Source organism: Nocardia rhizosphaerae, assembly GCF_042650365.1.
Classification (GTDB): Bacteria; Actinomycetota; Actinomycetes; order Mycobacteriales; family Mycobacteriaceae; genus Nocardia; species Nocardia rhizosphaerae.
Window position 1 is genome coordinate 261,359 of the sequence record NZ_JBHSBA010000005.1, and the last position, 20,525, is coordinate 281,883.

Here is a 20,525-nt window from a genome sequence, read left to right on the forward strand (position 1 = left end):
ATCAGGCGCGGCGGTCGCTGTGGCCGAGGTCGCGGTCGGGAGCGATGCGGTCGCGCACGCGCTGCTTGAGGACGGCGATATCGGGGAAACCTCCGTCGGCCTTGCGTTCCCACAGCTGTTCGCCGTCCAGGGTGATGCGGAAGATCCCACCCTGACCTGGGACGAGCGCCACCTCACCCAGTTCGGTGGCGAAGGTGGTGAGCAGCTCCTGCGCCATCCAGCTCGCGCGCAGCAGCCAGCGGCATTGGGTGCAGTATTCGATCGCGATCCTGGGCACCAGTCGAGTATCGCGCACGGTTCACGCCGCGAACACGCCGTCGAGGTACACCCACGCGCCGTCGACCCGGACGAAGGTGCTGTTCTCGTGCATGGTGTCGCGCACGCCGTCGAGCCGGTAGTGCGCGATGAATTCGACGGTGCCGTTGTCGTCGAACGGTCCGCCCCGCTCGGTGCCGACGATCTCCAGGAACAGCCAGCGCTGTGCCGGGTCGAGGACCAGCTCGGCGGGGCGGGTATCGGGATGCCAGGACCGCAGCAGGTATCCGGTATCACCGACGACATAGGCGGTGTAGCGCGAGCGCATGAGGGATTCGGCGGTGGGGGCGGGCTTTGTCCCGGCCAGGATCGGGCCGCAGCAGTCCTCGAATGGTTCGCCACGACGGCACGGACACGGTTTCGCTTCACCCATACCGGTCATCCTGCCGGGTGGCGGTAGGTCGCTGACCGCCGGGCCGCTCAGGCGAACGGCTGGTGTGCCAGCGGGACCAGCTCGAGCGCCTTGGCCAGGTCGGCGGTCTGCTCGCGCCAGCGTCGCAGGTCGGTCACGCTGGGCGCCATCTCGTAGTCGAGGTGATGCGCGGCGCGCGACAGTGCCGCCCACAGCGCGCCCACCCGGCCCGCCGTCTCGGGTCCGGCGTACCCGCGCAACGCGAGGAGCTGGGCGCGCATCGGGCAGCGCATGAGCTCCGGCGCGATCTGCGCCCACAGCTCGTCGACGGCCTGTTCGAGGGCGAGCCGCAGAATCCAGGCCACCGCCCGCGACCACACCCCGCCCGCGTCGCTGACCGATCCCGCCAGCAGATGTTCGGCGGCTTCGAGCCGCTCGGCCACCGACGGGCGTGGGGTGTGGCCGGTGTGGCGCGCGGCGCGACGGCCGCCGGGTCCGGCCGGACCGCGCAGCCGGTTCATGACCGGACCACGGCGGGTTCGTGCGCACGCAGCCAGGCGATGAATCGTTCCGTATCGCTGATCAATTCCCGCATCGGCCGATCGATCGGAACGTGCGCGCCCGCGGTGGCGTCGCGCAGCACACCGACCAGCCAGCGGCCGCCGACTGCGCTCAAGTGCTTGTTGAGATCGTCGACCCTGGCGCCGGTGCCCATGATCGCCAGGGTGAGCATGGCGCGGGTGGTCTGGGCTTTCCGTACCCGCCGCTCGACCTCGGCGTGGTCGAGACCGGTGGCGAGCAGTTCCTGTCTGGCTTTGGCCAGGCCCGCGGCCTCGATCGCGGAGCGGCAGCAGGTGGCGACCAGTTCGTCGGCGATAGCGGGCGGCAGCTGAGGCGTACGCAGCAGCGATCTGGCGTCGTCGAGGTAGCGGCGCACCGGGTCACCGGTGACCCGCACCTCGACGACGGAACGCTCCCTGCGCTGCACCTCGAGCACGGTCGCGTCGAGCTGCATCCGCCGCACCGCCTCGGCGAGCCGTTCGTCGTGGGTGAACACCACCACCTGGCGGGTCGTCGCCACCTCCGCGAGCACCCTGGCCAGGCCGTCGACCTTGGCCGGGTCCATCGCCTGGACCGGATCGTCGATCATCACGAACCGGAACGGGCTGTGCGCCACCGTGGCACGTGGCAGGAACAGCGAGAGGCCGAGGGCATGCAACTCCCCCTGACTCATCACACCGAGCGCCGCACCGTCCACCTCGTCGACGGTGACATCCAGCAGCACCCGCCGCGCCGTCCCGGCACTCCCCTGCAGCCGGATCGCGCCGAGTTCCACATTGCTCTGCTGTCGCAGGGTGCTCCACACCCAGCGGGCGGTGGTCTCCAGCGGACGCATCCGCTCGCCGCGAATCCGCGCGGCGGCCGACTTGAGCCAGTCGGCGGCCTTGCGCACCACCCGCAGCTCGGCCGCGTCGGCGGCGACCGCACGCGCCGGATCGAGCCAGGCCAGAATCCGCGGGACCAGGGGCGCCCAGACGGCGTCGAGCCGGTCCAGTTCGGCGCGCGTATCCCGGTGCAGAACAGCGAGTTCGGCGGTGAGCTCGGCGTGCGCGACACGCAGACGCTCTGGGTAACCGGCGTCGTGATCCGCGTCGGCGAGGTCGGCCCAGTTCGACCATGCCGCTCTGACCAGTGCGAGGCGTCCGGCGAACGCACCGGACACGGTCGACGGCGGGGTCTCGGCGCCACCATGTCCGCCGACCACACCGCCACCCGCGGCCGACGCGACACGGCCCGCGGTGACCTGCTTCGCGTGGCCACCGGATACGGCTTCCGTGCCGATGTCCGATTCGGCGTTCTCGGCGGGCACGGCGTCCGTGGACGCGGCAGCGGTGGCACCGGCGGATGGCCCGAGTTCGGTGGGGACGCGGGAGATCAGAGCACGCGCGGCGGCCTCGGCGGCCGCGAGTTCCGTGCGCGCCGATCGCAGGGCGGCAAGCCTGCCACCGCGCTGCGCGATCTCGGTGTCGGCGGCGGCGAGCCAGGCCGAATCCAGGTCGCCGCGACCGCACAGCGGGCAGGGACAGCCCCCGCTCGCGGCGACATGTGCACGGGCGCGGGTGAGCAGTTCGAGGACACGCAGGTCGGATTCTGCATCCGTGGTCGACCGCAGCGACAGGTCTGCAGCCGCCGCGACGAGCCGGTCCGCCACCTCGGCCACCTCCGCGGTGTCGGGCAGGGCCAGCCGCAGGATCGCGCGAAGCCCGTCGGGCCCTTCGACGTCGACGACCGAGCCGGCCACCTCGGCCGCCATCGCATCCAGATCCGGCTCCGCCGCGTGCAGCAGCTCCGCGACCCGACGGGCCCGCGCGTCGTCGACCGCGGCGAGCTCGCTCAGCAGCGCGGTCTTGGCCTGGCGTGAATCCTTTACCGCGCGTTCGAGTTCCAGCTTGCGCAGGCGGATGCGTTCGGCGGCGGCGGCGAGATCGTCGAGGCCGAGCAACCGGTGCAGGGCGTCGAACAGGTCGCTCGGTTTGCCGTCGACGAGGGCGCCGAGTTCGCTGTAGGACAGAAACGGCCGATACAGGTCGAGCCGCTGCCGCCACCCGCACGGATCGGCCGGGACCGGCGGGCCCGACCCGCGGCGCTCGGTCCAGCGCGCGTCGGCCAGCTCGCCACCGGGCTCCCACTGCGTGGCGATGGTGACGGCACTGTCCGCGCCCGCGGTGAGCAGGTCCACCTCGATCCGGGCCAGTTCGGGTTCGTGCAGGTTTCGCCAGCCCTCCCGCCACGCGGTCGAGCGGCCGTCCCAGCGCCGGTTGCCTCCGGTCAACGCGAATTCGGCGGCCTCGGCGAAGCTGGATTTGCCGCTGCCGTTGCGACCGACAACCAGGGTGAGCCCTGGGCCGGGATTCAGCCGCAGCGTCGCGGTCGGCCCGATGCCGCGGAAACCGTGCACCGCGATCGAACGCAGGAATACGCCGGTATCGCCCTGCTCGGGCACATTCGGCTCGTCGTCCGTCTCGGCGAGCGCGGCGAGCACGCACTCGGCGACCCGGGTTTCCACAGCGGGATCGGCCGCGAGCTCGCGCGCGACCACCTCGGCGATCCGATCCGAGCACACCCTGCGACATCCCCCTTCGCGCCCGTGCGCAACGCGGTTCCGGCCACGACGCTACCCGATCGCGGGGCGTTCGCCCAGGGGATGCGCAGTGCCCCAGCGAATCTGCCCGCGGAGTGGAATGGCCATCGTCGAGCCGTTCGGCGGCCCTCGATGCCCACCCCTCGTCCACCCCGACGGGCAGCTCGATGAGGTGCTCACACCCGCGCTACGCTGCGTTGAGCGGCGAGGATGGTCCGGGCGAGCCGAACAGGTCAGAATGCCAGACTTTGCCGCTATCAGCAAGAGGAAGTTCGTGAATCCGGCACGGAACCAACGGTTTCCAGGCGGTACGCCGGCGTCGACGGCAGTTTGTCGGTGGGTTGCGGTAGACATTGCGGCGAGAACAGAACGGGGGATGGCGATGGCCGACCGAACGCCGCCGTGGACCGAAGCCCAGGTCCGCGCGCTCGCACCGGACGCGAGCTCACTGACTGCCGCGCGCAAGCTGGCCGGTCGCTGGCGCGAGACCGGTACTGCCGGGAGCGCGGTGTGGGGGCTGTGTCATGGCAGCGGCGCCAAGCCCTATCAGACGGTCGTCGAGCTGGCCGGGCCAGCGTACAAGTGCTCGTGCCCGAGCCGGAAGTTTCCCTGCAAGCACGCCCTGTCGCTGCTGCTCGGCTGGTCCGGCGGCACGGTACCGAACCGAGACACCCCTGCCGATTACGCCACCGAGTGGCTGGCGGGCCGGGCCGCCAAGGCCGCCGCGGCGCCGAAGGCCAAGGCCGCCGCACCGTCGCAGGCGACTGTCGAGCAACGGCGAGCGCGGGTGTCGGCGGGGCTGACCGAGCTGGAGGTATGGCTCACCGATCAGGTGCGCACCGGCCTGGCCCAGGCCGATCGCTCCTTCGCCGGGTACGAGGCGATCGCGGCCCGCATGGTCGACGCCCAGGCACCCGGAATCGCGGCGGTATTGCGCCGCCTGCCCGCCCAGGTACTCGGCACCGAGCACTGGCCGGAGCTGCTGCTGCGCGAGTACGCCCGCCTGCACCTGCTGGTGTCGGCCCATCGCGCGATCGATGCGGTGCCGGAACCGTTGCAGGCCGGGATCCGCACCCATATCGGCTACCCGACGCCCGCGGAGACCGTGCTGGCCGAGCCCGCGGTGCGCGACCGGTGGGCGGTGCTCGGCATGCGGGTCAGCGAGGAGGAGCGCCTGCACACCCGGCGCACCTGGCTGCGTGGCCGCGGCAGTGGGCGCTGGGCGGTCCTGATCGAGCACTCGTTCGGCAGCGCGAACTTCACCGGCGAGGTGCCGCCCCCCGGCCATGAGGTCGACGCCGACCTGCATTTCTACCCCGGCGCCGCCCCGCTGCGGGTGCAGTGGGGCACCCGGCACAGCGCCGTGGAACCGATCACCACGGTGCCTGCGACCGGCGGCAGCACGATCGATGCCGCGCTACGGGCGTACGCCGCCGCGCTGGGTGCCGATCCGTGGGTGCAGGCCTGGCCAGCCGTTCTCGCCGAGGTGGTCCCGGTGCTCGACGAGCAGGGCTGGCAGCTCGTCGACGCCGACGGCGCCGCGCTGCCGCTGCCTGCCGGGGTCCGGCCGTGGCGCTTGCTCGCGGTGTCCGGTGGTCATCCGGTGACGGTCACCGGCGAATGGCGAGCAGGCGGCTTCGATCCGATCTCGGTGTTCAGCGCGGGTGAGGCGCACGATCTGGAGACCGAGTTCCCCACCGCGGTGGCGCCGAATCCGGAACTGGCCGAACTGGTTTCGGTCGCGCTGCTCGGCACGGCCCGCCGCAGTGCCGACAGCGCCGAGGTCGCCGCGGCCGTGACATCCGCACTACCCACGCGGGTGGGCGAACCCGCGGTACGGCTGCTCGAGGCGGCCGCCATGCAAGACCTGTATCTGCGTGGCGGCCTGCTGCCAGGCACCGCGCCGAGGCCTGAACCGGCCGCCGACGATCCGCGGCGCCTGCTGCCGCGCCGGGCCGCCGCCCGGCTGCACCGGCTGCTGGCCGAGAAGTCGGCCTTCCTGCCCGAATGGTTCGCCGCCGCGGCGCCGTTCGACTTCCGGCTGCCGGACGCGCTGTGTGTGCAGGCACTCGGCGCGGCCTCCGACGCCGCCCTGCGGGTGCCACTGCTGCGGCTGGCCGGACGCCGCGGCCGATGGCTGGCGGCCCGCAATCCGGCGTGGACCTCACTGCTGGATTCCTTCCCGGTGGACCCGGGCGCTGCGATCCCCGGCGTCGATGACACGGAAATCTCTGGCGCGCAGGATATCTGGCTGTTCGGCGCACCCGGTGAACGCAAGGACTGGTTCGCCGCGCTGCGGGCCGCCGATCCCGCCGCCGCGCAGGCCGTGCTGAGCGCCGCGTGGGCCAAGGAGTCGGGTCCGCTCAAGGCCGAGCTGCTCGCCCTGCTCGAGCGGGGATTGCATCCGGGCGACGAAGAACTGCTGGAGCGAGCGCTCGACGACCGGCGCGGCGATGTCCGCCGGACCGCGGCCGGGTTGCTCGCCCGGCTGCCAGGCTCGGCGTACTCCAAGCGGATGGCGACGCTGGTGGCGGCATGGGTCAGGGTCGGTGGCGACGGGTTCGAGATCACCGTGCCCACCGATGTCGGTGCCGCGGCGCGTCGCGACGGTGTCACCGACGGCACGGAACAGCCGCGAATGCGCTGGGACACCACCGATTCGACGGTGCTCACCCTGCATCAGGTGATCGCGGCGACTCCCCTTTCCACCTGGGCCCCGCTGACCGGCGGGTCAGCGACGTCCGCGCTCACCACGACGCTGCCACCCCGCTATGCCAAGGCGGTGGTCGACGGCTGGGTCGACGCGGCCCTGGCTCAGCGCGACACCGACTGGGCCCGTGCTCTTTTCGCCAATGCCAGCCCGACCGAGCAAGCCGTGCTGCGCCGTCGGGAACTGTTCGGCCTGCTCGACCCCGCCGACCGGGTCGAGCATGTGCTCGACCTCGACGCCCACCAGCTCACCGAGCTGCACGCGATCCTGCCCGGCCTCGGCCATCCGTGGCCGACCCCGGTGGCCGACCACGTGCTACGCCTGCTGCGGGAGCGCGCACGCACCACCGCACGGCAACCGCACGCCAGTGCCGGGGTCTACACCGACCGCGCCCTGCTCACCGCCGCGGGCGTGCACCTGCCCGTCGACAACGCGAGCCGTGTCACCGCGCTCGCCGACAGCACCGAGGACCCGGCCTGGCAGCAGGCCTTCCACCGACTCGCCCACGATCTCACCGACCGCGCGACCATGCTCGAGGAGCTGCGATGACCACCACCGAACCGGCAACGACCCTGCTGCGCCCGCATGCCGAGCAGGCCTTCGCCGACGAGCTGGCCGCGCTGGCCCGGCTCGACGACCGGCCGCGACCGCCGTCGTGGCGGCTCTCGCCCTGGGCCGTGGTGACCTACGTGCTCGGCGGCACCCTCGACGACGGCACCGTGATCACGCCCAAATACGTCGGGCCGCGCCGGTTGATGGAGGTGGCGGTCGCCACCCTCGCCACCGATCGGGCGCTGCTCCTGCTCGGTGTGCCCGGCACCGCCAAAACCTGGGTTTCCGAGCATCTTTCGGCGGCGATCAGTGGCGAGTCGACGCTGCTGGTGCAGGGCACATCGGGGACCGCGGAGGAAGCCATCCGCTACGGCTGGAACTACGCGCGGCTGCTCGCCGAAGGACCGAGCGACGCGGCACTCGTCCCGTCACCGGTGATGACCGCTATGCGGACCGGCGCGATCGCCAGGATCGAGGAGCTCACCCGCATCCCGTCCGACGTACAGGACGCGCTCATCACCGTGCTCTCGGAGAAGACGCTGCCGGTGCCCGAGCTCGGCGCGGAGGTCCAGGCCGCGAAGGGATTCAATGTGATCGCTACCGCCAACGATCGCGACCGCGGCGTCAACGACCTGTCCTCGGCGCTGCGCCGCCGCTTCAACACGGTGGTGCTGCCCCTGCCCGCCGACGAGGACTCCGAGGTCGACATCGTCAGCAGGCGGGTGGAGCAGCTCGGCGCCGCACTGGAACTGCCGACCGTGCCCGCGGCCGCCGAGGAGGTGCGCCGGGTGGTGCGGGTGTTCCGCGAGCTGCGCTCCGGGATCACCGCCGACGGCCGCACCAAGCTCAAGACCCCGTCGGGCACCCTGTCCACCGCCGAGGCCATCTCGGTGATCACCAACGGTCTCGCGCTGTCGGCGCACTTCGGCGACGGGGTGCTGCGTGCCTCCGACATCGCGGGTGCGGTGCTCGGATCGGTCATCAAGGATCCGGTCGCCGACGCGGTCATCTGGACCGAGTACCTGGAGGCCGTGGTCCGCGAACGCCCCGACTGGGCCGACTTCTACCGCGCCTGCCGTGAGATCTCGGCCTGAGCCGGGCACCGGCGGAGAGAGATTCGCACCATGGGGGTCGTCTATGAGTGAACACCCGATCGGCCGGACCCGTCCGGCCGCGGACCCGCGCGCAGAACCCGACGCGACGGCCACCGGGTCCGCGCGGTCGCGGATCGACGGCACCGACATCGTCGGGGAACCGGTGGCCGACCCGGCCGCCGCCGTCACCAGGGTGTTCGGGATCCGGCATCATGGGCCCGGGTCGGCGCGGTCATTGCGGATGGCGCTCGACGAGTTCCGGCCCGACGCGATTCTCATCGAGGGCCCGGCCGATGCCGATCCGCTGGTCGGCTTCGTCGCGGCGGACACGATGGAACCCCCGGTCGCGCTGCTCGCCTATGTGCCGGATTCGCCTGCCCGCGCGGCATTCTGGCCGTTCGCGGTGTTCTCCCCGGAATGGCAGGCCATGCGGTACGGCGTCGACCACGCGGTACCCGTCCGGTTCTGCGATCTGCCCGCCGCCAACGTCCTGGCCTCCGACGAGGATTCGCGCGGCGATCGCACCGATCCCCTCGGCACGCTCGCCGCGGCAGCGGGATTCGACGACGCCGAACGCTGGTGGGACTCGGTCGTCGAAACCGTCCCCGACAGTGCCGCTTTCGACGCCATCACCGAAGCCATGGCCGCCCTGCGTGCGGATGCCCTCGACCACGCATCGCAGGCACCGGCGCCACCCACCGACGGCAACCCGCCTGCCCGCACCGCGCACTCGACGACCGCACCGAGCCGCACCTCACCTGGCGCTCCACCGCCGACCGCCCCCACACCACCCTTCATACCGGGCTCAGCGACCACCGCCCATGCGCCCACACCGCACGGTCCGCCCGCAGGCAGCCCGATGCCGGGCGACCCGCCACCCGTGGCGGACGCCGGGACGGCCGACACTCGGAAAGAGAGCCCGGCCGCGTCGGGGGCGGATCTTCGGCCCGTCCTCGATGATTCGCCGACGAACCGGTGGGCGCCGCTGGTGGTCGACGAGCACACGTTGCGGCGTGAGGCGTATATGCGGCAGGTGTTGCGGCAGACGCTCAAAGACGGGGCGCGGCGGGTGGCCGTGGTGTGTGGAGCCTGGCACGCGCCCGCGCTGGCGGGTCCGCTCGGACCGGCGGCGCCGGACGCGCGGCTGCTGCGTGGGATGCCGAAGACCAAGGCCGCGCTGACCTGGGTGCCGTGGACGCATTCCCGGCTGGCCGCGAGTTCGGGGTACGGGGCCGGGGTCACCTCACCTGGCTGGTATCACCACCTGTTCACCGAGACCGAGCGGCCGGTGGCGCGCTGGCTGACCAAGGTCGCCGGCGTGCTGCGCGCGCACGATCTGCCGGTATCGAGTGCGCACATCATCGAATCCGTACGTCTCGCCGATACGCTCGCGGCGCTGCGGGACCGGCCGCTGCCCGGCCTGGCGGAGGTCACCGAGGCCGTGCGGTCGGTGATGTGCGGCGGCGACGAGACCATGCTGCGGCTGGTGATCGACGAACTGGTCGTCGGCGAAACCCTCGGCGGCGTGCCGGAGGACACGCCCACCGTCCCGTTGGCGGCCGACCTGCGGGCCAGGAGCAGAACCCTGCGGCTGAAGCAGGAGGCGCTCGCCCGCAGCATCGATCTGGATCTGCGCAAGGACCGCGACGTCGAGCGATCCCACCTGCTGCACCGCCTCCGGCTGCTCGGCATCGACTGGGGCACACCGACCGTCGGCGAGGTGCGCAATACCGGCACCTTCCGCGAGACCTGGACGCTGCGCTGGGAACCGGAGTTCGCGGTGCGCATCGTGGAGGCCGCGGTATGGGGGACGACGCTGCGCACGGCCGCCGAGGCCAAGATCCTCGACACCGCGAGCCGCGACGGCGTGTCGGTCACCGAACTCGCCGACGCGCTCGAGATCGCGCTGCTCGCCGATCTCGGCGGCGCCACCGACGGGCTGATCGCCCGGTTGGAGGCGGCCGCCGCGCTCGATCACGATGTGACCCATCTGCTCGGCGCACTGCCCGGCCTGACCCGCACTCTGCGCTACGGCGATGTGCGCGGCACCGACACCAAGGCACTGACCCATGTCGCCGACGGCCTGCTGGTGCGGATCTGCGCCGGCCTGCCCGGCGCCGCCACCGGGCTCGACACCGACGCCGCCGAGGCATTGCGTGCCCAGATCGACGCCGCGCACACCGCCGTCAGCACCCGCGACGACGAGCACGCCGGCGCCGAATGGCTGGCGACGCTGCAGCGCATCGCCGACCGTGACGACGTGCACGGTGCGATCACGGGCCGCGCGGTGCGCCTGCTGTGCGACGCGGGCCGCATCGACGACGCGGACTCGGCCCGCAGGCTGGCCGCCGCCCTGTCGATCGGCAACACCCCGGCCGCCAAGGCCGCGTGGATCGACGGTTTCCTCGGCGGCCGCGGTCTGCTCCTCGTGCACGATCGAGAGTTGTTACGCCGCATCGACGACTGGCTGCGCGAACTCGCCGAGGACCAGTTCGTGGCCACCCTGCCGCTGCTGCGCCGCACCTTCGGTGCCTTCGAGTCCGGTGAGCGCCGCGCCATCGGCCAGGCTCTGCGCGACACCGGGTCGGCGACCACAATCGCGGCTCCCACCGCTGTCGACCCGGAGCGCGGACGCGTCGCCCTCCGCGCCGCGGCCATGATCCTCGGCGCGGCGCGATGACCCCGCCGTCCCCGACCACCCGGCGCGCGAACCAGGCGCGCTCGCGGCCGGTCGCGCCCGCGTCGGCGATGCGGTGTGCGTCCGTGGCGATGTCACCCGCGCAGCGCATCGCCCCACCCTCGCCACAGGAGCCCACCGCATGACCGAATCCGACGACACCAAGCGCCGCTGGCGACTGGTCCTCGGCACCGCCGCCGACGACCAGCTCGGCGGACTGTCCAGTGGGCCCGACCAAGCCATGGACCAAGCGCTGGCCGCGCTGTACAACACCGGCGAATCCGCCGGGTCGCCGAAGCGGTCCGGCGGCCTCGGCGGGTCGGCGCCGCGGGTGGCGCGCTGGCTCGGTGATATCCGCACCTATTTCCCGGCGACCGTCGTCGAGGTGATGCAGCGCGACGCGGTGCAGCGGCTGAACCTCACCCAGCTGCTGCTCGAGCCGGAACTGCTCGAATCGGTGGAACCCGATGTACATCTGGTCGGCACGCTGCTCGGGCTCAATCGGGTGATGCCGGAGACCACCAAGGCCACCGCGCGGATGGTGGTGGAGAAGGTGGTGCGCGAGATCGAGCGCCGCATCGCCGCCAAGACGGCCTCCGCGGTGACCGGCGCCATCAACCGTGCCGCCCGCACCCACCGGCCGAAGCTGCGCGATATCGACTTCGACCGAACCATCCGTAAGAACCTGGCCAACTATCTGCCCGAGCACCGCACGGTCGTCCCCGAACGACTGGTCGGCTACGGGCGCAAGGCGCAGTCGATCCAGCGTGATGTGGTGCTGGCCATCGACCAATCCGGGTCGATGGCCGCCAGCGTCGTCTACGCCTCGGTGTTCGGTGCGGTGCTGGCCTCGATGCGCGCGCTGAAGACCTCGCTGGTGGTGTTCGATACCGAGGTCGTCGACCTGACCGACCACCTCAGCGATCCGGTCGACGTCCTGTTCGGCACCCAGCTCGGTGGCGGCACCGACATCAACCGTGCCATCGCCTACTCCCAATCGCTGATCACCAGGCCCACCGACAGCCTGTTCGTGCTGATCTCGGATCTGTACGAGGGCGGCGTCCGCGAGGAGATGCTGCGCCGGTGCCACGCGATGAAGGAGGCCGGTGTCCAGGTGGTCGTGCTGCTCGCGCTGTCCGACGAGGGCGCCCCCGCTTACGATCACGACAATGCCGCCGCGCTGGCCGCGCTCGGCATCCCCGCCTTCGCCTGTACGCCGGACAAGTTCCCTGATCTGCTTGCCACCGCGCTCGATCGTGGTGATATCACCCACTGGGCGGACCGCAACGCGCCGGCCGTATGACGCCGCGACTTTCGCCAGGCCGCGAACGGTCGGTTTCGTGGAACGGGGAGGTGTTCGCGGGGTTCGTCATCGAAGGCGAACCAGGGCGCGGCGGGATGGGCGCGGTGTACGCCGCAGGCTGCCGCGACTCACCGCGCTCGACCTGATGCACCGGGATCTGTTCACCGAACACGACAGGCCGACCGAGACCTGGTGGCACCGCTGCCCCGGCTGAGCCACCATCGCCTCGCCGATACGGCCGCCGGGGCAAGCGCACCGAGCCGAATCCCCTTCGAACGGCAGGGGCCACAGGACCGGCTGGAAATGCGCTCGGCCCCCAGCGGATTCGATCCACCAGGGGCCGAGCACGCCGATCTAAAGGTCCGCGATCGCCGCCAGCGGCGGGGTGCGGGCCGCCCGCACGCCCGGCCACACCGCGGCGAGCACACCGACCACGCCCGAGGCGATCAGCACGGCGACCAGCTGCGACCACGGGATGGTGATCTGGTCGATGCCGAGGTCACGCAGGGTGCGCAGGAAGCCGACGCCGAGCGCGATACCGAGAACCAGGCCGACGATGGCGCCGAAGATGGCGATCAGCATGGACTCCAGATAGATGGTGCGGCGCACCTGGAACCGCTGGGTACCGACGGCGCGGAGCATGCCGATCTCGCGGCGGCGTTCCACCACCGACAATGCCAGGGTGTTGATGATGCCGAGCACCGCGATCACCACCGCCAACGCGAGCAGGCCGTACAGGATGGCGAGCAGGGTGTTGATCTGCTGCCCCTGCGCGCCCTTGAACTGCTCGTGGTCCTGCACCTGCACCACCACGAACGGTTCGGTGGCCTGCTCCAGATTCGTGCGCATGGCGGCGAGATCGGCGCCTGGCTCCGCCTTGACCAGCACGAAGATATTGGTGCGCAGGCTCTGCGGCATCAGCTTCTCGTACACGCCGGGATCGATGACCATCGGCCCGAGCAGTGGCGAATCGGCGTAGATGCCACCGACGGTGAGCTCTAGCTGCTGTTTGTCCAGACTGGTGATCGTCACCGTGTCGCCGACCTGCCACCCGCGATCGGCCGCCTCGGTCTCGTCGACGAGCAGTTCATCGGCGCCGATCGCGGTCGAACCGCTGATCACGTCGATGTCCATGACCGGGTCGATCGGCCCGTCCGGCGAGGTGGCGCCGATCTGCTCGCCGTCCACCTCGAACGCGACGACCCTGATACCGGTGACATCGCTGATTCCAGGCACCTCGCTGCGCACGGCGTCGACCGCGCCGATCGGCGCGCCGATCATCGGTGGGCCCGCGAGCACGTATTCGGCTTTCACGCCCTTGTCGATGAGCACGCCGACGCTGGTCTTGGCCGAGGCGCCGAGAATGCCGATCGCCGAGACCAGCATCAGCCCGAGGGTGAGCGCGAACGCGGTCGCGGCGGTGCGGCGCGGATTGCGCACCGCGTTGTTGCGCGCCATCTGCCCGATCGGACCGAACGGGCGGGTGAGCACACCGAGGACCAGCACCATCGGCCGCGAGAGCGCGGGCGCGGCCAGCAGCACGGCCAGGATCAACCCGAGCGCGCCGATCCCGACGGTCACCGCCGAACCCTTACCGGTGCCCTGCGCGCCGATGTACACCAGCACGCCACCGGCCACGGCCAGCACCGCACCGACCGCGGTGCGGATCCGCAACGAGTCGCCGGCACTGGCGAATTCGGACCGCATCGCCTCCACCGGTGGCACCTTCGCTGCCCGCCGCGCCGGCGCGTAGGCGCTGATCACGGTGACGAGCAGGCCGACGAGCAGCGCGACGATCGCGGTCCGCGGCAGCACCGTCAGCGACCCGGTCGGCAATCCGACGTCGAAGGCGTTGAGCAGCGCCGACAACCCGAATGCCAGCCCGATCCCGGCGGCGAGGCCCACCGCACTGCCGATCAGGCCGATCACGACGGCCTCGGCGACCACCGAGCGGCCGACCTGCCTGCGGCTCGCGCCGATCGCCCGCAGCAACGCCAGCTCGCGCAATCGCTGAGCCACGATCATCGAGAAGGTGTTGTAGATGATGAAGGTGCCGACGATCAGCGCGATCGCGCCGAAGGCGAGCAGGAAGTAGTTGATGAAGGTGAGCGCCTCGGAGACTTCCTTCTTCATGTCCTCGCGGACCTCGTCGGCGTTCTGCACCTTGTAGTTGGGCAGTTGGGCGGCCAGCTCGTCGCGCAGATCGTCGGCCCGCACGCCGGGCGCGGCGGCGATATCGGCGTAGGCCACGTGCGCGCCGTCGGTGAACAGCGTGCGGCCCTGCGCTTCGGTGAACATCACCGCCACCACACCGCTGTTGCTTGCGCCGGGCATCTCGTAGATGCCGGTGAGGGTGACGTCGAACGGCTCGCCCCTGGACGGGATGAGCACCTTGGTCCGCTGCCCGACCTCGAGCCCGGCTTTCTCGGCGCCGCTGGTGTTGAGCGCGACCTCACCGGCCTCGGCGGGCGGGCGGCCCGCGACGAAGGTCTCCGGGTCCTCCACCGCCTGCTCCGGCGGCAGGTAGGAGACGCCGAAACTCGGTGCGCCACCGGTCTGCACGGCTTTCTCGCCGTCGGGATCGAGCAGCACGACCGGACCGTTGACAGCCGGGGCCACCCGGTCGACGCCCTCGTACTCGGCCAGCGCGTCGACGATATTGGTCGGCACGCCGAGCGACTGTCGGTCCTTCGGGCCGACGCGGACGTCGACGCCCTCGGCCTGGCCCTCGAAGATCCCGTCGAAGGTGCGCTGCAGGGTGTCGGTGAAGACGAACGACCCGGAGATGAACGCGGTGCCGAGCACCACCGACAGCACCGTCAGAGCCAGGCGCACCTTGTGCGCGGCGAGATTGCGCAAGGCCACCTTGCGCATGGGACTCGGCCCACCCGTCAGACGACCGCTGCCCCGCACCGAATCGTCTTGCGATGCCGCGTTCACTTGGTCTCCAGCGCCTTCATCCGGTCGAGAATCGAATCCTGGGTCGGGTCACGCAGCTCGTCGACGATCCGGCCGTCGGCGAGGAACACCACCCGATCGGCGTAGGCGGCGGCCCGCGGATCATGGGTGACGATCACGACGGTCTGGCCGAACTCGTCGACCGAGGCGCGCAGGATCGACAGCACCTCGCCGGAGGAATGCGAATCCAGATTGCCGGTCGGCTCGTCGCCGAAGATGATCTCCGGCTTGCCGACCAGCGCGCGGGCACAAGCCACGCGCTGCTGCTGGCCGCCGGACAGCTCACTGGGCCGGTGCCCGAGCCGGTCGCCGAGGCCGAGCCGCTTCACCACGGTGTCGAGCCACTCCCGATCGGGCCTGCGGCCCGCGATATCCAGCGGCAGGGTGATGTTCTCCAGCGCGGTCAGCGTCGGCACCAGGTTGAACGCCTGGAAGACGAAACCGATCCGGTCGCGGCGCAGCGCGGTCATCTGCTTGTCGGACAGGCCGGTCAGCGCGGTGTCACCGATGCGGACCTGCCCCGAACTCGCGCTGTCCAGCCCGGCCAGGCAGTGCATCAAGGTCGACTTGCCCGAACCGGACGGGCCCATGATCGCGGTGAACTCGCCCCTGGCGAACTCGGCCGACACCCCGTCCAGGGCTTTGACCTGGGTATCTCCCGATCCGTACAGTTTGACCAGGTCTTGCGCTGCGGCCGCGACCGCGGAGTCGGCCGCCGCGTCGACGGCCTCGGTGCCCATGGCGTGCGAAGTCATGGTGTCCAGTCTGTCTGCCGACCGGGCACCGCGCCATCCGGGATCCCCCCTAGTACCTCTCGGCCTACCGGATGACCCACTCGAAGGCATCTGCTTTCGACCTGGCGCCCTCGGCGGTGCGGGAACGGTTGGGTTCGCCCAGCTCGGCGAGCAGTTCCTCGGTGAGTCCGACCAGGCTCGCCAGCGCGGCCGGGGTGAACCAGTCAGGGCGGGTGGCGAAGAGGATGTCCTCGGACGCGGTGTTGCCGCTGGCGCCGGGAGCGAACGGGCACCCGCCGAGGCCACCGAGCGCTCCGTCGACCATCGTGGCGCCCGCCGCGACGGCCGCGAGGGTGTTGGCCACTCCCATGCCCCAGGTGTCGTGGCCGTGGAAGACGATGCGACGCGGCGGGGTCTGCGCGCGTACGGCCGCGACCAGTGCGCTCACCTGTCCGGGGTGGGCCTGACCGAGGGTATCGGCCAGCACGATGTCGGCCGCGCCGTCGGTGCGTGGATCGTTGGCGATGGCCAGCACCCTGGCCGGGTCGACCGGGCCGTCGAACGGGCAGGTGAAGCTGGTCGCCAGGCACAGCTGGAGCTCGCCGCCCACCTCGCGCGCCACCCGGACGGCGTCCGGCATCGCCGCGACCGAGGCTTCGGTACTGCGGCCGATATTGGCCATGTTGTGCGCGTCCGACACCGAGAAGCAGTACTGGAAGTTGCGCGCGCCTGCCGCTGCCGCCTTCTCGACGTGCCGGGGCGTGGCCACCCACACCCAGCATTTCGCCAGTTCGTCGGGGGTGAGCGCGGCGATCAGGTCCAGCGAGTTGGCCATCGGCGGCACCAGATCCGGCCTGGCCATCGAGCCGATCTCCAGCGCGGGCACACCGGCCGCGAGCAGCCGCCGCACCACATCGACCTTCCGCTCGGTCGGCAGCACCTTGCCGGTGAGCTGCAAACCGTCGCGCAGGGTGACATCCCGCAGCAGCGGGGCGGTCATCGCCGCTGGTCCGGTTCCCGCGCGGGCACGCACATCACGCCGCCGCACGGCTTGTCCCCGACGCTGGCCGGGGTCGGGTGCACGGTCGGCCGCACGTGGCCTGGTCCGCGCTGCTCCCACTTGCTGCGCACCGGTGGGCGGCGTCTGCCGTGTACTCGCCTGCTCACTTCGCCTCCAGCGCGTCGATCTCGTCGTCACTCATCCCGAGCAGCCCGCCGAGCACCTCTCTGGTGTGCTCGCCGAGGTCGGGGCCGACATTGCGGATCGGCAGCGACATGCCCCCGATGACAGGGACGATGCCGGGGAACCCCACCTGCTTGGGTTCGGGCTCGCCCACGTCGACGGGGAACGACTGGATCATATTGCGTGCGCGGTACTGCTCGTCGGCCACGATGTCGGCGGCGGTGTAGATCGGGCCGCACGGGATGGCCGCGTCGTCGAGGATCTTCAGCGCCTCGTCGCGGGTGTGCCGGATGGTCCACTCGGCGATCGAGGCGTCCAGGCGTTCCCGATGGCGCCAGCGGCCGGCGTTGTCGGCCAGTTCCTCCTCGGCTGCCAGGTCCGGCCTGCCGATGACCTGCATGTACCGCTGGAAGATGGCGTCGCCGTTGCCGCCGATGATGATGCTGTAGCCGTCGCTGGTCGGATAGGCGTTGCTCGGCGCGATGCCTTCCATCCGGCCGCCGACCCGCTCCCGGTTGATGCCGTAGGCGAGATGATCGGGCACCAGCGATTCCATCACCGACAGGATCGACTCGTTGAGCGCCACATCGATGATCCGCTCCGCCTGCGGTACCCGGCCCTGCGCCCGCTCGCGCTGGAACAGTGCCATCACCGTGCCGAAGGCGGCGTAGATGCCCGCGATCGAGTCGCCGATCGAGACACCGACCCGTACCGGCGGCCGGTCCGGGTCGCCGACCAGTTCCCGCAGGCCGCCGACGGCCTCGGCGACCGCGGCGAACCCCGGTCGCGCTGCCATCGGGCCGGTCTGGCCGTAGGCGGAGATCCTGGTGATGACCAGGTCAGGGTTCACCTGCTCGAGCACCTCGGGCCCGAGCCCCCATTTCTCGAGCATGCCGGGACGGAAGTTCTCCAGCAGCACATCGCAGTGCCGCAGCAGGTCGAGCACGGTCGCGCGCCCCGCCTCGGTCCGCAGGTCGAGCACGATGGATTTCTTGTTCCGGTTGACGGTGCGGTACAGCATCGAGGTATCACCGCCGTAGAGCCGCCAATTGCGCAACTCGTCGCCGGTTCCCGGCCGCTCCACCTTGATCACCTCGGCGCCGAAGTCACCGAGGATCCGTCCGGCGGTGGGAGCGGCAACATAGTTTCCGAGTTCGAGGACACGCACACCGTCCAACGCCAGTTCCGCCACCCAGCGACTCTATCGCCAGCCCGCCTCTCCGCGTCATCTGGCTCACCCGCCTCTCCGGCCATTCTGGCCGGACTCAGGTGCGGGAAGCGTTGCATTGGCGGCAAGACCAGGTACGGGTCAGGTTAGCCCGTACCCGACGAGTTACCCATGTGCTCACGAGATCAGTCCGGCGTGAGACGAGTGAGTCCGGTGCGATCGAGTAGCTCGCACCTTGGCACCGGAACGGTTCAGCCGAGGTTCTCGCGCAGGTAGGCCAGATCGTCGGCGACCCCGTCGACCGGGGTTTCCAGGATCACCGGCGCGCCCGCGGTACGGCACACCTCGGCCAGCAGCTGCGGATCGATGGTGCCGTCGGCGAAGTTGGCGTGCCGGTCGGCACCGGAATCGAACTCGTCGCGCGAGGAGTTCAGGTGCACCAGGTCGATCCGGCCGGTGATGCCCTTGATCCGCTCGACGACGCCGACCAGGTCCTCCCCGCCCGCCCAGGCGTGGCAGGTGTCGAGGCAGAACCCGGCGCCGTACTCACCGACGGCGTCCCAGAGCCGGGCGATCGTGTCGAAGTGCCGGGCCATGGCGTGGTTGCCACCCGCGGTGTTCTCGATCAGGATCGGCACGGCGAAACCGCCCTTGTCCTGCTGACGTTCGAACAGCTTGCGCCAGTTGTCGATTCCGGTGTCGAGCTCGGCGTCGGAGCGCACATGCCCGCCGTGCACGACCAGACCGAACGCGCCGAGTTCGGCGGCGGCCTTCGCCTGCTGGGCGACCGCGTTGCGCGATGGCATCCGCAGCCGGTTGTTCAGGCTGGCCACATTGATCTGATACGACGAATGCACGACGACGTCGATCGGGCTGGCCACGATCTCGGCGGCCTTCGGATGCGGCTGGGGTTTGTCCCAGCTCTGCGGATCGACCACGAACATCTGGATGACCTCGGCACCGAGCTTCTCACCGAAGCCGATCGGATCGCTCTCGTCACGAACGTGTGCTCCAATGCGCATGAGGCCACCATAATCCGCGGCACCGACAGTTCTCGCGGCCGATGTTGCGGACCGGGGGCTTCGAGAGATACATCGGTAGAATTTCGACGGGTGCTCTTGCCCTGGAGGGGGTGACTTCGCGGTGTTGCGCAAAGGCGACGTGTTCGCCGGCTACACGATCCGGCGTGTGCTCGGCCACGGCGGGATGGGGGTCGTCTACCTGGCCCGCCACCCCCGGTTGCCCCGGCTCACCGCGCTCAAGCTGCTCAGCAGGGAGCTGTCGGCCGACGAGGAGATCCGGCGCCGCTTCGAACGCGAGGCCGACCTGGTCGCCCAGCTCGAGCACCCCAATATCGTCAACGTCTACGACCGCGGCACCGACGACGACCAGCTGTGGATCTCGATGCAGTTCGTGGCAGGCACCGATGTGGCGACCGCCGACGTCAACGTGCTCACCCCGGGCCGGGCGGTCCAGATCGTCGCCGAGACCGCGACCGCCCTCGACTTCGCGCACGCCGGCGGCGTGCTGCACCGGGACGTGAAGCCGGCCAACATCCTGCTGGCCAAGCCACCCATCGGACGCCCGGAACGGGTGGTGCTCACCGACTTCGGGATCGCGGCGGTGCGCGACAGCGAGACCACGCTGTCGTCCGCGGGCACCATCACCGCCACCCTCGCCTACGCCGCACCCGAGCACCTGTCGGGTGCGCCGCTGGATCATCGCGCCGATCAATACTCGCTGGCCTGCACCCTGTTCTGGATGCTGACCGGCTCGGTCCCGTTCGCGGGCCCCAATCCGGCCGCGGTGATCCAGGCGCACCTGGCCAGACCGGTGCCGCCGCTGCGCAGCCTGCGCCCCGGTCTGCCGCCGACTCTGGACGCCGTGCTGGCCAGGGGTACCGCCAAGCGGCCGGAGTTGCGCTACGACAGTTGCGCCGATTTCGCCGAGGCCGCCAAGGCGGCGCTGTTCGCGGTGCCGGGACCGTGGCAGCAGACGCTCACCCCGAGCTACACCGGAGTCGTGCTGCGGGCCAGGGAACCGTATCCGCCCCAGCAGTATTCACGTCCGGCCACCCCGCCGCAGCCGCACCGGCAGGCAACACCGCCCACCGGGGGCCAGCCGGCCGGTGCCCCGGCTCAGCCGCGGCCGACCACCGGCGGCACCGCGATCCCGCGACGTGGCGCGCCGCGACCCGGCACCATCGATCTGCCCGGTGGCCGTAACCATCCCGGCTATATCGTGCCGCCCCGGCCGCGCAGGCCACCATGATCGGTCCCGGCCGGTCGCGCTACCCGCGAGCAAGCGATCGCCCGGTCGGTGACTGCTAAGGTTTCG

15 protein-coding genes are annotated in these 20,525 nt (G+C 71.0%); 5 read left to right on the top strand and 10 right to left on the bottom strand.

Annotation, left to right across the window (positions count from 1 at the left end; all coding sequences use genetic code 11):
* Position 1 precedes the first annotated feature (1 nt).
* Genes ACFOW8_RS10925 through ACFOW8_RS10940 form a run of 4 tightly spaced genes read right to left on the bottom strand, consistent with a single transcriptional unit; the run spans position 2 to position 3,791 of the window.
* Positions 2-277, bottom strand: a complete 276-nt coding sequence (locus tag ACFOW8_RS10925) for a SelT/SelW/SelH family protein (protein ID WP_378549488.1) — start codon at positions 275-277, stop codon at positions 2-4.
* A 21-nt stretch (positions 278-298) separates the two neighbouring features.
* On the bottom strand, positions 299-697 hold the full coding sequence (locus tag ACFOW8_RS10930) for a YchJ family protein (RefSeq protein ID WP_378549490.1): 399 nt from the start codon (positions 695-697) through the stop codon (positions 299-301).
* Positions 698-735: 38 nt separating this feature from the next.
* Entirely contained in the window at positions 736-1,188 is a 453-nt protein-coding gene (locus tag ACFOW8_RS10935) for a hypothetical protein (RefSeq protein WP_378549493.1), read from the bottom strand.
* Positions 1,185-3,791, bottom strand: coding sequence for an AAA family ATPase (locus ACFOW8_RS10940; RefSeq protein ID WP_378549496.1), 2,607 nt, complete (start codon positions 3,789-3,791; stop codon positions 1,185-1,187). The genes ACFOW8_RS10935 and ACFOW8_RS10940 overlap by 4 nt, the downstream gene beginning before the upstream one ends.
* 400 nt (positions 3,792-4,191) lie before the next feature.
* Here ACFOW8_RS10940 and ACFOW8_RS10945 point away from each other — a divergent pair, with 400 nt between their 5' ends.
* The 4 genes from ACFOW8_RS10945 (at position 4,192) to ACFOW8_RS10960 (ending at position 12,145) form a co-directional block, all read left to right on the top strand.
* Positions 4,192-7,068 (top strand): DUF5691 domain-containing protein, encoded by a 2,877-nt coding sequence (locus ACFOW8_RS10945; RefSeq protein WP_378549499.1) that lies wholly within the window; start codon positions 4,192-4,194, stop codon positions 7,066-7,068.
* On the top strand, positions 7,065-8,165 hold the full coding sequence (locus tag ACFOW8_RS10950; RefSeq protein WP_378549502.1) for an ATP-binding protein: 1,101 nt from the start codon (positions 7,065-7,067) through the stop codon (positions 8,163-8,165). The genes ACFOW8_RS10945 and ACFOW8_RS10950 overlap by 4 nt, the downstream gene beginning before the upstream one ends.
* 43 nt (positions 8,166-8,208) lie before the next feature.
* Positions 8,209-10,845, top strand: coding sequence for a DUF5682 family protein (locus ACFOW8_RS10955; protein WP_378549505.1), 2,637 nt, complete (start codon positions 8,209-8,211; stop codon positions 10,843-10,845).
* Between the two features lie 139 nt (positions 10,846-10,984).
* Positions 10,985-12,145 (top strand): VWA domain-containing protein, encoded by a 1,161-nt coding sequence (locus tag ACFOW8_RS10960; protein WP_378549508.1) that lies wholly within the window; start codon positions 10,985-10,987, stop codon positions 12,143-12,145.
* Positions 12,146-12,499: 354 nt separating this feature from the next.
* Here the strand turns inward: ACFOW8_RS10960 and ACFOW8_RS10965 are convergent, their stop codons facing one another.
* The 6 genes from ACFOW8_RS10965 to ACFOW8_RS10990 all read right to left on the bottom strand — a co-directional run bounded on the left by ACFOW8_RS10965 (position 12,500) and on the right by ACFOW8_RS10990 (position 19,210).
* On the bottom strand, positions 12,500-15,019 hold the full coding sequence (locus ACFOW8_RS10965) for an ABC transporter permease (protein ID WP_378549510.1): 2,520 nt from the start codon (positions 15,017-15,019) through the stop codon (positions 12,500-12,502).
* A 62-nt stretch (positions 15,020-15,081) separates the two neighbouring features.
* On the bottom strand, positions 15,082-15,858 hold the full coding sequence (locus ACFOW8_RS10970; RefSeq protein ID WP_378549513.1) for an ABC transporter ATP-binding protein: 777 nt from the start codon (positions 15,856-15,858) through the stop codon (positions 15,082-15,084).
* Positions 15,859-15,922: 64 nt separating this feature from the next.
* A complete protein-coding gene (locus ACFOW8_RS10975) occupies positions 15,923-16,837 on the bottom strand; it encodes a hydroxymethylglutaryl-CoA lyase (RefSeq protein ID WP_378549516.1) in 915 nt (304 codons plus the stop codon).
* Positions 16,834-17,004: a hypothetical protein gene (locus ACFOW8_RS10980; protein ID WP_378549519.1), complete on the bottom strand. Its 171-nt coding sequence runs from the start codon at positions 17,002-17,004 to the stop codon at positions 16,834-16,836. The genes ACFOW8_RS10975 and ACFOW8_RS10980 overlap by 4 nt, the downstream gene beginning before the upstream one ends.
* Complete coding sequence (locus ACFOW8_RS10985; RefSeq protein WP_378549522.1) at positions 17,001-18,212, bottom strand: CaiB/BaiF CoA transferase family protein; 1,212 nt, start codon at positions 18,210-18,212, stop codon at positions 17,001-17,003. The genes ACFOW8_RS10980 and ACFOW8_RS10985 overlap by 4 nt, the downstream gene beginning before the upstream one ends.
* 227 nt (positions 18,213-18,439) lie before the next feature.
* Positions 18,440-19,210: a deoxyribonuclease IV gene (locus ACFOW8_RS10990; RefSeq protein WP_378549525.1), complete on the bottom strand. Its 771-nt coding sequence runs from the start codon at positions 19,208-19,210 to the stop codon at positions 18,440-18,442.
* Between the two features lie 121 nt (positions 19,211-19,331).
* Between ACFOW8_RS10990 and ACFOW8_RS10995 the strand changes: the two genes are divergently transcribed.
* Positions 19,332-20,459, top strand: a complete 1,128-nt coding sequence (locus ACFOW8_RS10995) for a serine/threonine-protein kinase (RefSeq protein WP_378549528.1) — start codon at positions 19,332-19,334, stop codon at positions 20,457-20,459.
* Positions 20,460-20,525: the final 66 nt, after the last annotated feature.

Excerpts from the sequence above, each read along its gene's own strand:
- ACFOW8_RS10930 (WP_378549490.1), bottom strand. The coding sequence starts at position 697 with ATGACCGGTATGGGTGAAGCGAAACCGTGTCCGTGCCGTCGTGGCGAA.
- ACFOW8_RS10935 (WP_378549493.1), bottom strand. The coding sequence starts at position 1,188 with ATGAACCGGCTGCGCGGTCCGGCCGGACCCGGCGGCCGTCGCGCCGCG.
- ACFOW8_RS10945 (WP_378549499.1), top strand. The coding sequence starts at position 4,192 with ATGGCCGACCGAACGCCGCCGTGGACCGAAGCCCAGGTCCGCGCGCTC.
- ACFOW8_RS10950 (WP_378549502.1), top strand. The coding sequence starts at position 7,065 with ATGACCACCACCGAACCGGCAACGACCCTGCTGCGCCCGCATGCCGAG.
- ACFOW8_RS10955 (WP_378549505.1), top strand. The coding sequence starts at position 8,209 with ATGAGTGAACACCCGATCGGCCGGACCCGTCCGGCCGCGGACCCGCGC.
- ACFOW8_RS10960 (WP_378549508.1), top strand. The coding sequence starts at position 10,985 with ATGACCGAATCCGACGACACCAAGCGCCGCTGGCGACTGGTCCTCGGC.
- ACFOW8_RS10965 (WP_378549510.1), bottom strand. The coding sequence starts at position 15,019 with ATGCGCAAGGTGGCCTTGCGCAATCTCGCCGCGCACAAGGTGCGCCTG.
- ACFOW8_RS10970 (WP_378549513.1), bottom strand. The coding sequence starts at position 15,858 with ATGACTTCGCACGCCATGGGCACCGAGGCCGTCGACGCGGCGGCCGAC.
- ACFOW8_RS10975 (WP_378549516.1), bottom strand. The coding sequence starts at position 16,837 with ATGACCGCCCCGCTGCTGCGGGATGTCACCCTGCGCGACGGTTTGCAG.
- ACFOW8_RS10990 (WP_378549525.1), bottom strand. The coding sequence starts at position 19,210 with ATGCGCATTGGAGCACACGTTCGTGACGAGAGCGATCCGATCGGCTTC.